The following is a 13,051-nucleotide window of genomic DNA, read 5'->3' on the forward strand; positions in this document are numbered from 1 at the left end:
CTGCCCGCTGTCGATCGGCCCTTGCATTGTGCCGGCTCAGACCCGTGCGGGCTTGCATGCAGAGAGCCTGCACGCCGCGTACTTGAACTCCGGAATTTTCCCGTAGGGATCGAGCGCGGGGTTGGTCAGCATGTTGGCCGCCGCTTCCACGTAGCAGAAGGGCACGAAGACCATGCCCTCGGGCATCAGCGGGTCTGTGCGCGCGGTGAGCGTGATGCTGCCGCGGCGGGTCTCGATGGCGAGCGGTTCGCCGGGTTCGAGGCCGAGGCGGGCGAGTTCGCCGGGGGCGAGCGTTGCCACGGCGGCCGGCTCGAGTGCGTCGAGTACGGCGGCGCGTCGGGTCATGGAGCCGGTGTGCCAGTGTTCGAGCTGGCGGCCGGTGATGAGCACGGTGGGCCAGGCGTCGTCGATCGGCTCGTCGGGCGGCAGTGGCACGGTGGGGCGGAAGCGGGCGCGGCCGCTGGCGGTGGGGAAGCGGTCGCCGAAGACCACGTCCAGGCCGGGGGCGTCGTCGGCGGGGCAGGGGTAGGTGACGGATTGCTCCGCGTCCAGCCGCTCCCAGCTGATGTGGTCGAGCGAGTGCATGCCGCGTTTCATCTCGGCGAAGACGTCGCGCGGGTGGGTGTAGTGCCAGTCGAGGCCAAGGCGGCGGGCGATTTCCTGGATGATCCACCAGTCGGGGCGGGCGTCTCCGGGCAGGGGCACGGCGGCACGGCCCATCTGTACCTGGCGGTTGGTGTTGGTGACGGTGCCGTCCTTCTCGGCCCAGGCCGAGGCCGGCAGGATGACGTCGGCGAACTGTGCGGTTTCGGTGACGAAGAGGTCCTGCACGACCAGATGCTCGAGCATGGCCAGCGCGCCGCGCGCATGGGAGAGGTCGGGGTCGGACATGGCCGGGTTCTCGCCCTGGATGTACATGCCGCGGATGGTGCCGGCATGGATGGCGTGCATGATCTCGACCACGGTGAGGCCGGGCTTGTCATGCAGCGGCGTGTTCCACAGCTCCTCGAAGGCGGCGCGGATCTGCGCATTGCCCACGGGCTGGTAGTCGGGGAAGACCATCGGGATGAGGCCGGCGTCCGATGCCCCCTGCACGTTGTTCTGGCCGCGCAGCGGGTGCAGGCCGGTGCCGGGGCGGCCGATGTGGCCGGTGGCAAGCGCGAGCGAGATCAGGCCGCGGGCGTTGTCGGTGCCGTGGGTGTGCTGCGAGATGCCCATGCCCCAGAAGATCATCGCGCGCTCAGCCTTGGCGTACAGGCGGGCGATGTCGCGGATCTCTTCGGCAGCGACGCCGCAGGCGGGCGACATGGCCTCGGGTGTCATCGGTGCGACGTGGGCCTTGAGCGCCTCGAAGCCTTCGGTGTGGGCGGCGATGTAGTCCTCGTCGTAGAGCTGTTCGGTGACGATGACGTTGAGCATGGCGTTGAACAGCGACACGTCGCTGCCCGGGGTGAAGCGAACCATGCGGTGGGCGTAGGCGCCCATGGTGATGCCGCGCGGGTCGAGCACGATGAGCTTGGTGCCGCGCTTGGCCGCCTGCTTGAAATAGGTGGCGGCCACCGGGTGGTTAACCGTCGGGTTGCAGCCGGTGAGGATGACGACGTCGGCCTGCTGTGCCTGCATGAAGGAGGCGGTGACCGCGCCAGAGCCGATGCATTCGATCAGCGCGGCGACCGAGCTGGCGTGGCATAGCCGCGTGCAGTGGTCGACATGATTGGAGCGGAAACCGGTGCGCACCAGCTTCTGGAACAGCCAGGCTTCCTCGTTCGAGCACTTGGCGCTACCGAAGCCGGCGAGCGCGTCGGGGCCGTGGGTGTCGCGCAGGCGGCGCAGGCCGGCAGCGGCAAGGTCCAGCGCCTCGTCCCAGCTCGCGGCGCGGAAGTGACTGAATGGCTTGGCAGGGTCGAAGTCCGGGTCGAGGCCCTTAGGTACGCCTTCGCGGCGGATCAGCGGCACGGTGAGGCGGGAGGGGTGGTTGGGGTAGTCGAAGCCGAAGCGGCCCTTTACGCACAGACGGTTCTCGTTCGACGGCCCGTTGCGGCCTTCGACGAAGACGATCCTGTCCTGCTTGACGTGGTAGGTGAGCTGGCAGCCGACGCCGCAATAAGGGCAGACCGAATCCACCTTGCGGTCGGCGCAGGCGGAGTCGCCGCGGCCGTTCGCGTCGACGATGCGGGCGGGCATCAGCGCACCGGTGGGGCAGGCCTGCACGCATTCGCCACAGGCCACGCAGGTGCTGTCGCCCATCGGGTCGTCGAAGTCGAACACGACCTTCGAGGCTGCGCCACGGTGGGCGAGGCCGATGACGTCATTCACCTGCACCTCGCGGCAGGCGCGCACGCACAGGTTGCAGGCGATGCAGGCGTCAAGATTCACGTGCATCGCGGTGTGCGAGGTGTCGGGCGGCGTGGGCGCCGTGCGGCGCTGCGGCAGCTGTCTGTGCAGCGTGTCGGGCGCATCGATGTCGAGCGCCATCAGGTCGACCATCTCCCAGAAGTGGCTGGCGCGGTCGGGGCTGTCGGCGCGCGGCGGCTGGTCGGCGAGCAGCAGCGCCATGACGCCTTCGCGCGCAGTGCGTGCCCGTTCCGAGCTTGCGCTTCGTACCACCATGCCAGGCGTGGCCTGGCGGATACAGCTCGCGGCCAGGGTGCGCTCGCCCTCGATCTCGACCATGCAGGCGCGGCAGTTGCCGTCGGCGCGATAGCCGGGTGCGTCCTTGAAGCACAGGTGCGGGACGCGTTCGCCCGCGCGCTTGGCGACCTGCCACAGCGTCTCGCCCGAAAAAGCCTGCACGCGGACGCCGTCGAGGGTGATCTCGAAGGCGTCCAGCGTGGCAGTCAAGGAGGAAACGGGAGCGCCGGAGGGCGAGGAGGCAAGTGTGCTCATGAAGCGGATTCCGTATTGACGGCCGCGGGCCGCAGGCGGATGCCCTGTTCTGCCAGTTCGGCCGGGAAGAAGCGCAGCAGGCTGGTGACCGGGTTGGGCGCGGCCTGGCCGAGGCCGCAGATCGAGGCGTCCTGCATGACCTGGGCAAGGCGCTGGAGCTGCTCGGTGTCCCAATCGTCGCGTTCGAGCAGGCCGAGCATCTTCTCGGTGCCCACGCGACAGGGCGTGCATTGGCCACAGGACTCGTCGGCGAAGAAGGCCATCAGGTTCTTCGCCACCGCACGCAGGTCGTCCTGGTCCGAAATCACCACGATGGCGGCCGAGCCGATGAAGCAGCCGTGTGGCTGCAGGGTGTCGAAGTCGAGCGGGATGTCGGCCTTGCTCGCCGGCAGGATGCCGCCGGAGGCCCCGCCGGGCAGGTAGGCCAGCAGGCGGTGGCCTGCGAGCATGCCGCCGCAGTATTCGTCGATGAGCTCCTGAAGCGTGATTCCCGCCGGCGCCAGATGCACGCCGGGCTTCATCACCCGGCCCGACACCGAGAAGCTGCGCAGGCCGTGGCGGCCGTGGCGGCCCTGGCTGGCGAACCAGTCGGCGCCGTGCTGCCACAGCAGCGGGATCCAGTACACGGTCTCGACGTTGTTCACCAGCGTCGGACGGTCGAACAGGCCTTTTTGCGCGACGAAGGGCGGGCGGTGGCGCGGCTTGCCTGGCTTGCCCTCGAGTGATTCGATGAGTGCGGATTCCTCGCCGCAGATGTAGGCGCCGGCGCCGCGGCGCAGCACGATGTAGCCCGGTTCGGCGAAGCCGGCGGCCTCGGCCTCGGCGATCGCCGCGCGCAGTACCGCGTGCAGGCCGGGGTATTCGTCGCGCAGGTAGATGTAGAGCGCAGCGGCATCGACCGCCCACGCGCTGACGAGCGCGCCTTCCAGAAAACGGTGGGGCGCCTGTTCCAGGTAATGGCGGTCCTTGAAGGTGCCGGGCTCGCCCTCGTCGGCGTTGATCACCATGTAGCGTGGCGCAGGTTCGGCGCGCACGAAGGCCCATTTCCTGAAGGTGGGAAAGCCGGCGCCACCGAGACCGCGCAGGCCGGCGTGCTCGAGCATGGCGCCGAGCTGATCGACCGACACCGCCCCGTCTCTGGCCTTGGCGAGCAGTGCGTATCCGCCCTCGCGGCGGTAGGCCTCGAGCCCCTGCCATGCGATGGGCGCGGGGTGAAGTTCGCCCCCGGCGAGCTGGGCGAGCACTGCGCCCGGTGTCGTGTTGCCTAGATGGCGATGGCCGACCTCGACGACCGGTGCGCTGTCGCAGCGGCCCATGCAGGGGGCCCGCAGCACGCGCACCTGCGTGGGGTCGAGGTCGCGCGCGAGTGCGGCATGCAGCGCCTGCGCACCGGCAAGCTGGCATGGCAGCGAATCGCACACGCGGATCGTGACGGCGGGGGGCGGAAGCGCCTCGTCACGGACGATGTCGAAGTGGGCGTAGAACGAGGCGGTCTCGTAGACCGCGGCCATCGGCAACCCCATCCAGTGGCTGAGCGCACGCAGGTGAGCCATCGACAGATGTCCGAACGCGTCCTGGATGGCGTGCAGGTGCTCGATGAGCATGTCCCGGCTTCTGCCGCCTGCGCCCAGCAGGGCCTCGATGTCGTGCAGTGCGTCAGGTGCGAGCTGGCGGCCACGCTGTGTGCCGCGGGTGCGCTTGCCTGGTGCCGCGGAGGGTGTGGGGGCTGGGCCGGAAGGATGCGGGCGAGTCATCGTCGTGGATCGGTCCTGGTAGGGCGCTGGCCGGGTGTGTTCAGCGGCCAAGGATGCGCTCGAGCACGCTGGCGAACCAGCCCTTGGGTTCGACGTTGGCGCTTGCCCGGGCTGGCGGTGGGGCGCTTGGGCCCTGGGGCGCCTGCGCTGTGGTGGATTCTGCAGCACTTGGCTGGCGGCGGACAGGTTCGGGGCGACCGCTTGCGGGGGCTGGGCCGCCGGCGCTGCGCACGGCGAGCCGTGCGGCGAGCAACTGCTGGTAGTGGCGCCTCTGCACCGAGTCCTGCGGTGGTGTGCTGAGCCCCGCGATGGCGGCAAGCTGGTCGTGGTGGCGGCGCAGGATCGAGTCGGTTGGTGCGGGGCAAGCGCTCATGATCGGATACCTCCTGGTGGGGTGGTCGCATTCACGTCCGAGCCGAACCTGCGTGCGGCGAGCAGCGCTGACGTGTTTCACAGGCGAGGGTTTGCAAGCCCTGTGCCAGGCGCCCGATCGCCTTGGCATGCGGCCGCCCGGCCTGCCGATGCGGGATAGCCCCGCTTGATCCGTCGGACCGCTCATCTACATTTGCTTCAATGTTGGGCAGGTGCTACTTTTTTGAACATAACAATGCATTGCACCCGATCAACAACGATACGGGGCATCCGGAGGAAGACACGATGAGCGCTATGCCGCGGACGAAAGTGGCGCGCGAGGATCGGGCTGCTGTCGCTCGTGAGCATTTTTTCGAGCGTGGCGTGGTGCCCGACAAGTACCTGTCGCCGCTGATCCTGCGCTCGTGGGAACGCTGTCGCGACGTGGGCCTGGACCACCGCGACGGCGGTTCGATCGAAGTGGCGGGTCGGGCGCAGCTGGAGGAGTCGCGCAACCAGAGTGCGCACATGCTCGAACTCGCGAGCGGCGTCATGGAGCATGTGTTCGAGCAGATCCGCTCCTCGGGCAGCATGGTCATCCTTGCCGACCTGGATGGCATGATCATCCACAGCCTGGGCGATGCGGCCTTCGTCGATCGCGCGCAGCGCGTCGCCTTGCAGCCCGGCGCGTGCTGGAGCGAGGCGCGGCTCGGTACCAACGGCATGGGTACGGCGCTGCTCGAAAAGGCGCCGGTCGAGATTCTCGGCTCCGAACACTATCTCGACCGCAACATCTTCCTGGCCTGTTGCGCGTCGCCCGTGTTCGACGCCCATGGCCGCATGGCCGGTGTGTTCGACATCTCGGGCGACTACCGCAACCCGCAGCGCCATACGCTCGGGCTCGTCCGCCTGTCGGTCCAGCTGCTGGAAAAGCGCCTGTTCGAGGCCGAGTTCGGCAAGGACATCCTGATTGCCTGCCATCCGCGGCCGGAGTACGTGGGCAGCCTGCAGGAGGGCCTTGTTGCGCTCAGTCCGGACGGCACCATCCTGGGGGCCAATCCGGCGGCGCGGGAATGGTTTGCCTCGCAGTCACATGATGCTGCGGGCAGCAGCTTCAATGAGCTTTTCCGGCTCGGTTTCGGTGCGATCATCGATCGTTTGCAGTCAAGCGGCAATGCCCTGGTCCGCCTCGGTACACGCAATGGCGGCGAGCTGTACGTGCAGTTGCGCAGCATCAGGCCGCTCGCGCTGGCGGGAGCGGGCGACGTGGCCGCCGATGGTGGCCAGCCAAGGACTGAGCAACGCTTGCGCGCCCAGGCCGGGGCAGCGCCGGCGGCGCGTGCGGCCGAGCGCAGCGAGGCGGCAGGGCCCACGCTCGAGTCGCTGGCGACCGGCGACGAGCGCCTGCAGCGGGCGATCGACCGCGCCCGGCGGATTGGCGGCAAGGACATTCCGCTGCTGATCCAGGGTGAGTCCGGTGTCGGCAAGGAGTTGTTTGCGCGCGCTTTCCACAACTCGAGCGCGAGAGCGGACGGCCCCTTCGTACCGCTCAACTGCGCGGCCATTCCCGAGCACCTGATCGAGTCCGAGCTGTTCGGCTACGTTGGCGGTGCGTTCACCGGCGCGCGGCGCGAGGGCGCGGTTGGCAAGGTGCAGCAGGCCCATGGGGGGACGCTGTTCCTGGACGAGATCGGTGACATGCCGCTGGCCATGCAGACGCGTTTGCTGCGCGTGCTGCAGGAACGCAGCGTCACCCCGGTCGGGGGCATGAAGGCGATTCCGGTCGATATCTCGCTGGTTTGCGCGACTCACCGCGTGCTGCGTGATGCGGTGGCGAATGGTGAGTTTCGCGAGGATCTGTACTACCGCGTCAATGGCCTGACGGTGACCTTGCCGCCGCTGCGCGAGCGTAGCGATGTCGGCACGCTGGTTGACCGCTTGCTGCGTGCCGAGGCGCAGGACTCGGGGCGCGAGGCGATCTCGATCAGCGCCGAGGTGCGGCGCTTCTTCGAGACCTACCCTTGGCCGGGCAACATCAGGCAGCTGCACAGCGTGATCCGGGTCTCGGCGGCGCTGCTGGAGGATGATGAGGACGAGATCGAGTCGGTTCATCTGCCCGAGGAGCTGTTCGGACCCGAGCCGTTCGTTCCCACCCAGCATGGCGGCGCGTCACCTGCGCCGAGCGAGGGCGTGTTGCCGCCGAGCGAGCCCGGTGTTGCGCGCAGCCTGGATGAACTCGAGCTCGAAGCGATCGCCAAGGTCATGCAGGAAGTCAAGGGCAATGTCTCGGCCGCTGCACGCCGGCTGGGCGTGAGCCGCAACACGCTTTATCGCAAGCTCGGGCGCATGAGCTGAAGTTCGGTGTCGGCCAGCCGGCTTTTTGCCATCTCATTCCGCGTCGGCCGAGCGCTCGGGGACGGGATGCCGGAACCACATGCGCCTCAATACACCCTCGCAGTGAACGGCGTGCTTGATGACGGCTGCCACATGAAGGGCGACCAGGGCGGCAAGCAGGTTCGTGGTCCAGATATGGACGATCTTCAGGAATTGGTAGGCTTCGCGATTTTCGGGACCCCATGAGGGCAGCGAGAAGAGCCCGAAGAAGTCTATTCCCCAGCGTGAGAAGTTCGTTCCCACATATCCGCTCAACGCCGAGCCCAGCAACAGCAGGTACATCGCAAGGTGGCCCCAGGCAGCCGCGCGGTGCTGCCAGGGCGGGAGCGTTGCCGGCAGCGGCGGTGGCGAGAACCGCCTGCGCTGCATCGTCAGCAACAGGATCATGATGAGCGCAAGCAGGCCGAACGACTTGTGAAGGTTGAAGAAGTAGGCGCGCTCGGGTGTCCTCTGCGGGATGTCGACCATGTACCAGCCCAGCGCCGCAGCGGCGATGACGAGAAGGGCGAGTAGCCAGTGCGATGCCACGAAGGGATTCGGATAGGTCTTGTTCATGGTGTTCATTCCGGGACGATCCTCTCTGGTGTGCGTGTTCGGCGCCAAGGACGCTGCTTGCGAAGGCTCACTCCTGCCCTAGCAGTCGAGCAGTGCGTGAGACGATGCGCTGCATGAGCGCGCGCGCGGCGTCTCCGCCTGCGCCGTGCAGCGAAGGCGGACGGTAAGCAAGGACGGCGGCCGCCTCGCCCTCTCGCAAGGTGTATACGGCGATCGACAGTGGGCAGAGTGCGATGTGCTCCCTTGCCTCGGTCACCAGCGCAGCGGCGACCGGCGCGCTGCAGAAGGTGAGGATCTCGGCCTCTGCATAGAGTCCGTGTGCGTGGCCGAGGTCGGCCGCGGTGCGATCGAGCATGCGGGCGAAATGGCTCTCGACCGGCCGTGCAATGCCCTCGTTGGCGATGGCTTCGGCGAGTGCCTCTCGTGCATCGGCGAACTCGACAGCAACGAAATGGCGGGTGACGATACCCTCCGCATTGCCGTCTGCGCATGCGGCCAGGCCCGGGGTGAGCACGGCAAGTGCCATGGCAAGGCGTGCGACCCGGAGCAGGCTTGCTGTGGCGCTGGCAGGCGGCGAGTTGTGCAGGTCGGGCAAGTTCTTGCTCCAGGTGCGTTTGTTGCTTCTGACGGATGTGGCCTTCTTCGCCCGGAGACGAAGTAAATGCGTTCAAGAACCAGTCTTGCCCTGGCGCTGCTGCTCCAGTCCTCTGTCGTACATGCGGTCGGGGAGGCAGAGCTTGCCGAACTCGTCGAGCGTCCGAGCATCGGCCTCTACAAGGCCTATGCCGAGTTCAAGATGGCCGACTACGACAGTGCGCGCCGCATCTGGCAGGCGCTCGCCGAGCGCGGCGTGGCCGAGGCCTGGTTCAATCTCGGTATCCTGGCCGAGGACGGACTGGGCGAACCGAAGGATGCTGCGCTTGCGCTGGAGCGCTATCGGCGTGGTGCCGAGGCGGGTTCGGTGAAGGCGCAGTACCGCCTGGGGTTGCTGCATCTCGACGGCCGCCTTGTTGCAGCCGACCTCGAGCAGGCCCGGCATTGGCTTTCCCTTGCGGCAGGCGCGGGAGACGCCGAGGCTGCGCGCAGGCTCGAAGCGCTCGACGCCGGGCATGCGCGTTGACGCCGGCGCCTCAGTCGCGCCGGCCGCCGCTCAGGGCGGCCTGTTCCGCTGCCGGGAACAGGTGCACCACGGAGCGGCGGAACTCGGTGTCGACGAGGGCAAGCTGGGCAAAGCGGGCGGGGATGTCGAGCGCGAAGACTTCGGTCATGTCCATTCCGGCCTCGGCCGCATCGCGCATTGTGCCGGCCAGCCATTCGAGGTAGTCGCGGGTCTCGTGCACGGGGGCGAGGCTGGCGCTGACATCGCCGTGGCCGGGCACCCAAAGGCGGGCTGGCAGGCGCGCAAGCTGCTCTAGCGCGTCGATCCAGCGCGGAATGTCGGCATGTGGCGTGGTCGGGGCGCGGCCATTGAACAGCAGGTCGGCGGCGTACACCGTGCCGCTGTCGTGGTCGACCACGACGAGGTCCGCCGCGGTGTGCCCGCCGAGGGCGAGGAACTCGACATCACGCCCGCCGATGTCTTGCCTGCCCGCGCTCAGGGCGCGGGCGGGGATGACCACTTCGGTGTCGCGCATCCAGTCGCCATTGAGACGATACATGTTGTCGTTGAAGCCTTCGCCCTCGCTGCGGATGCCGGCGATCGTCTCGGGCAGTGCAGCGAGCGTGTCCTGCGGGAAGGCCTGGTTGCCGAGGAAGTGGTCCGGGTGGTGGTGGGTGTTGAGCGTGAGCACGACGGGTAGCGGTGTCACCGCGCGGATGGCAGCCAGCATCTGTTCGCCATAGCGCCGCGACGGGCCGGTATCGATGACGATGACCCCGCTGCGACCGACGATGAAGCCGGTGTTGACGATGTTGCCGCCGTTGTCGAAGGAGAAGTCCTCGCGCAGGCCGACGATGACGTAGGCGCCGGGGGCGATCTCCTGTGCGACGAGGCCGTAGTCGAAGCTGCTGCGCTGCTGGGCAGCGAGCGGCAGCGCGATGAGCAGGGCCAGCAGCAGGCCGGCGAACGAAAGAGGGCGCCTCATCGTGTCACCCATGCATCGATGCGGTTGCCGTTGTTGTCGCGGCCGCTCACGTGGAGCCTTCCGCCGCTTGCCGCCTCGGCCAGGTCGATGGTGAAGCTGGGGTTCTCGGACACCGGCTCGAGCGGCTGTATGCGGCTGAGGATGCGGCCGTTTTCGTCGCTGATCACGATGTCCTCGATGTGGAAGGCCGGAATGCCGGCCGCGAGCCCGGTGTCCATGGGGTGGATGACGCGCATGCGCAGGCGCTCGCCGCCATCGATGCGCGCCCACAACCGGCCGCTGACCTCGTTGAGGCGTTCCTGCCATTCCGGCGAGCCGGAGCCGACCGAGGGCAGGGTGCAGCCGCCGCCGGTTGCAGTGACCCAGGCGCCGCCCACCCGCCAGACGCCGTCCACCGTGCGTGCGGCGACCCTCACCGGGGAGGATTGCTGCAGCTTGAGGCGGAAGCCGAGCCGCGCCTGCGCCGCACCGGGCTCGAAGCGCAAGGCCTTGAGAATCGGGTTGAAGTCGGCGAAGACGATCATCTCTTCCACGCCGGGCAGCGCGCTGGCGTCGACCGTGATCGGCACATTGAGCGAATCTTCTGCCACCAGCGGGCCGCTGACGCTGATGCGCGGGTCGAACACGACCTCCTGTCCGTCGAAGAAGGCCTTTGCCATGTCTCCCCAGCGTGGTGAGTTGAGCGGGTCATTCGCCGTCTGCTCGCCTGCGGGGGCGGCGACAGCATATGGCAGGCCGAGTGCGAACGTACCTGCCCACAACAGGCCGGCAAGAACAAGGGTGTGGCGGATCATGCGGTCTCCTCGTTGCATGGGTGCGGCGCCGGAAGGTGTCCGGGCCGCCCCGTTGCGTGTTCTGTGCCTGTCGGGCAGCAAACGTCATGCCAAGCTCCGCTCATGTCGTCGGGGGCGGTTGATCTGGCGTTTTGCCGCAGCGCTGCTCCAGCCGGCTGCGTGCAGGGCTGTTCCGAAGCGCAACGATTGTGCCCAAGTGTTACATCCGGCGTTGCTGCCTGGGCAGGCGCTGGAACACCGGAGCGCGTGATTTGGAGCCTCCCCGATGCTGGCATGGCGATTGCAGTTGTCCATGTGTCCGGTCCGGGTCCGTGCCGGAGAAGAAGTGGATCAATAAACCATACGTCCGAGAGACACCAAGGAGGAGTCGATGATGAGCAAAATCAAGCGCCAGCGTGCCCTACCCGTGATGCTGACCGCGCTGACCGTGGCGCTGGCGGGCATCGGTAGCGCACAGGCCAAGGGCGTGACCGACGAGGACATCCTGAAGGATGCGGAGTTGACCCACCAGATCGTCACGCACGGCCTGGGTACCAAGGGTCAGCGCTACAGCCCGCTCAAGCAGATCAATCCCGAGACGGTGCGCGATCTGGTGCCGGCCTGGGCTTTCTCCTTCGGTGGCGAGAAGCAGCGTGGCCAGCAGTCGCAGCCGCTGATCCATGACGGCAAGATGTTCGTCACCGGGTCGTACAGCCGGATCTACGCGCTCGACGTCAAGACCGGCGCGAAGCTGTGGAAGTACGAGCACCGTCTGCCCGAAGGCATCATGCCCTGCTGCGACGTGATCAACCGCGGTGCGGCGATCTATGGCGACCTCGTGATCTTCGGCACGCTCGACGCCCAGCTCGTGGCGCTCAACAAGGACACTGGCCGCGTGGTCTGGCGTGAGCGCATCGACGACTACAAGGCCGGCTACTCGATGACCGCGGCGCCGCAGATCGTCAAGGGCAAGCTGATCACCGGCGTGTCGGGCGGCGAGTTCGGCGTGATGGGGCGCGTCGAGGCCCGTGACCCGCTCACCGGCAAGATGATCTGGATGCGTCCGGTGGTCGAAGGCCACATGGGCTACACCTACGACAAGGATGGCAAGGCGATCGAGAACGGGGTGTCGGGCACGGTCAACGCGACCTGGCCGGGCGATCTGTGGAAGACCGGTGGCGCCGCCACCTGGCAGGCCGCCTACTACGACCCTGACGTCAACCTGATCTTCATGGGCACCGGTAACCCGGCGCCGTGGAACTCGTGGCTGCGTCCGGGCGACAACCTCTACTCTGCGGCGACGGTGGCCATCAACCCCGATACCGGCAAGATCGTCTGGCATTACCAGAGCACCCCGCACGACGGCTGGGACTATGACGGTGTGAACGAATTCATCTCGTTCGAGTACAACGACCCGAAGACTGGCAAGCTGGTCAAGGCGGGCGGCAAGGCCGACCGCAACGGCTTCTTCTTCGTCAATGACCGCGCCACCGGCAAGCTGCTCAATGCCTTCCCCTTCGTGACCCAGATCGACTGGGCCAAGGGCATCGACATGGAGACCGGTCGCCCGATCTGGAACGACGAGAAGCGCCCCGGCAACCCCTTCCTGGATAGCGTGAAGGATGCCGGCAAGGGCGAGGTGGTGTTCAACGCGCCGTCCTTCCTGGGTGGCAAGAACCAGATGCCGATGGCGTTCAGCCCGGACACCGGCCTGTTCTATGTGCCCTCCAACGAGTGGGGCATGGACATCTGGAACGAGCCGGTGAGCTACAAGCGCGGCGCTGCCTACCTGGGCGCAGGCTTCACCATCAAGCCGCTGTACGAGGACTACATTGGTGCCATGCGCGCGGTCGATCCGGTGAACGGCAAGATCGTGTGGGAAGTGAAGAACAACGCGCCGCTGTGGGGCGGTGTGCTGACCACCGGCGGCAACCTGGTGTTCTACGGCACGCCCGAGGGCTACCTGAAGGCGGTCAACGCCAAGACCGGCGAGGAAGTCTGGCAGTTCCAGACGGGCTCTGGCGTGATCGCCCCTCCGGTCACCTGGGACGACAACGGCGAGCAATACGTCGCCGTGGTGTCGGGCTGGGGCGGCGCCGTGCCGCTGTGGGGTGGTGACGTTGCCAAGCGTGTGAACTTCCTCGAACAGGGTGGCATGGTCTGGGTGTTCAAGCTGCACAAGAACTGAGCTGCAGGCCGTTTCCCATTGCCGGTGAGAAGCCCGGCGGCGCAAGCCGCCGGGCTTTTGCCGTGA

The 13,051-nt window shown here is 67.4% G+C and carries 10 protein-coding genes; 3 read left to right on the forward strand and 7 right to left on the reverse strand.

All coding sequences use genetic code 11. The features are described from left to right. Window positions 1-36 precede the first annotated feature (36 nt). The 3 genes from fdhF to LQF09_RS06950 are packed head-to-tail and all read right to left on the reverse strand — an operon-like array spanning window position 37 to window position 5,013. Window positions 37-2,886, reverse strand: a complete 2,850-nt coding sequence (gene fdhF, locus LQF09_RS06940; protein ID WP_270069542.1) for a formate dehydrogenase subunit alpha — start codon at window positions 2,884-2,886, stop codon at window positions 37-39. Then, entirely contained in the window at window positions 2,883-4,640 is a 1,758-nt protein-coding gene (locus LQF09_RS06945; RefSeq protein ID WP_270069543.1) for an NADH-ubiquinone oxidoreductase-F iron-sulfur binding region domain-containing protein, read from the reverse strand. Before LQF09_RS06945 ends, fdhF begins: the two co-directional genes overlap by 4 nt. A gap of 40 nt (window positions 4,641-4,680) precedes the next feature. After that, window positions 4,681-5,013, reverse strand: a complete 333-nt coding sequence (locus LQF09_RS06950; RefSeq protein ID WP_270069544.1) for a hypothetical protein — start codon at window positions 5,011-5,013, stop codon at window positions 4,681-4,683. A gap of 284 nt (window positions 5,014-5,297) precedes the next feature. On the opposite strand from LQF09_RS06950, the gene LQF09_RS06955 reads away from it, so the two are divergent. After that, complete coding sequence (locus tag LQF09_RS06955) at window positions 5,298-7,346, forward strand: sigma-54-dependent Fis family transcriptional regulator (protein WP_270069545.1); 2,049 nt, start codon at window positions 5,298-5,300, stop codon at window positions 7,344-7,346. 33 nt (window positions 7,347-7,379) lie between these two features. On the opposite strand, the gene LQF09_RS06960 is transcribed toward LQF09_RS06955, so the two are convergent. Together LQF09_RS06960 and LQF09_RS06965 are read right to left on the reverse strand one after the other, a co-directional pair. Continuing rightward, complete coding sequence (locus tag LQF09_RS06960; RefSeq protein WP_270069546.1) at window positions 7,380-7,949, reverse strand: cytochrome b/b6 domain-containing protein; 570 nt, start codon at window positions 7,947-7,949, stop codon at window positions 7,380-7,382. Between the two features lie 58 nt (window positions 7,950-8,007). Further along, entirely contained in the window at window positions 8,008-8,535 is a 528-nt protein-coding gene (locus tag LQF09_RS06965; RefSeq protein ID WP_270069547.1) for a DUF302 domain-containing protein, read from the reverse strand. Between the two features lie 66 nt (window positions 8,536-8,601). On the opposite strand from LQF09_RS06965, the gene LQF09_RS06970 reads away from it, so the two are divergent. Further along, entirely contained in the window at window positions 8,602-9,060 is a 459-nt protein-coding gene (locus LQF09_RS06970; protein WP_002923529.1) for a tetratricopeptide repeat protein, read from the forward strand. A 10-nt stretch (window positions 9,061-9,070) separates the two neighbouring features. On the opposite strand, the gene LQF09_RS06975 is transcribed toward LQF09_RS06970, so the two are convergent. Then, window positions 9,071-10,024: a quinoprotein relay system zinc metallohydrolase 1 gene (locus LQF09_RS06975; RefSeq protein WP_270069548.1), complete on the reverse strand. Its 954-nt coding sequence runs from the start codon at window positions 10,022-10,024 to the stop codon at window positions 9,071-9,073. After that, window positions 10,021-10,818: a quinoprotein dehydrogenase-associated SoxYZ-like carrier gene (locus LQF09_RS06980; RefSeq protein ID WP_002935951.1), complete on the reverse strand. Its 798-nt coding sequence runs from the start codon at window positions 10,816-10,818 to the stop codon at window positions 10,021-10,023. The genes LQF09_RS06975 and LQF09_RS06980 overlap by 4 nt, the downstream gene beginning before the upstream one ends. 373 nt (window positions 10,819-11,191) lie before the next feature. Here LQF09_RS06980 and LQF09_RS06985 point away from each other — a divergent pair, with 373 nt between their 5' ends. Continuing rightward, window positions 11,192-12,985 (forward strand): methanol/ethanol family PQQ-dependent dehydrogenase, encoded by a 1,794-nt coding sequence (locus LQF09_RS06985; protein WP_443081775.1) that lies wholly within the window; start codon window positions 11,192-11,194, stop codon window positions 12,983-12,985. The last annotated feature ends 66 nt before the right edge of the window (window positions 12,986-13,051 follow it).

It is taken from the genome of Thauera sp. WB-2, from assembly GCF_027594845.1.
Classification (GTDB): Bacteria; Pseudomonadota; Gammaproteobacteria; order Burkholderiales; family Rhodocyclaceae; genus Thauera; species Thauera mechernichensis.

Coding starts and splice junctions, on each gene's coding strand:
- LQF09_RS06950 (WP_270069544.1), bottom strand. CDS start 5,013: ATGAGCGCTTGCCCCGCACCAACCGACTCGATCCTGCGCCGCCACCAC.
- LQF09_RS06945 (WP_270069543.1), bottom strand. CDS start 4,640: ATGACTCGCCCGCATCCTTCCGGCCCAGCCCCCACACCCTCCGCGGCA.
- LQF09_RS06960 (WP_270069546.1), bottom strand. CDS start 7,949: ATGAACACCATGAACAAGACCTATCCGAATCCCTTCGTGGCATCGCAC.
- LQF09_RS06980 (WP_002935951.1), bottom strand. CDS start 10,818: ATGATCCGCCACACCCTTGTTCTTGCCGGCCTGTTGTGGGCAGGTACG.
- LQF09_RS06955 (WP_270069545.1), top strand. CDS start 5,298: ATGAGCGCTATGCCGCGGACGAAAGTGGCGCGCGAGGATCGGGCTGCT.
- LQF09_RS06975 (WP_270069548.1), bottom strand. CDS start 10,024: ATGAGGCGCCCTCTTTCGTTCGCCGGCCTGCTGCTGGCCCTGCTCATC.
- LQF09_RS06985 (WP_443081775.1), top strand. CDS start 11,192: ATGAGCAAAATCAAGCGCCAGCGTGCCCTACCCGTGATGCTGACCGCG.
- fdhF (WP_270069542.1), bottom strand. CDS start 2,886: ATGAGCACACTTGCCTCCTCGCCCTCCGGCGCTCCCGTTTCCTCCTTG.
- LQF09_RS06970 (WP_002923529.1), top strand. CDS start 8,602: ATGCGTTCAAGAACCAGTCTTGCCCTGGCGCTGCTGCTCCAGTCCTCT.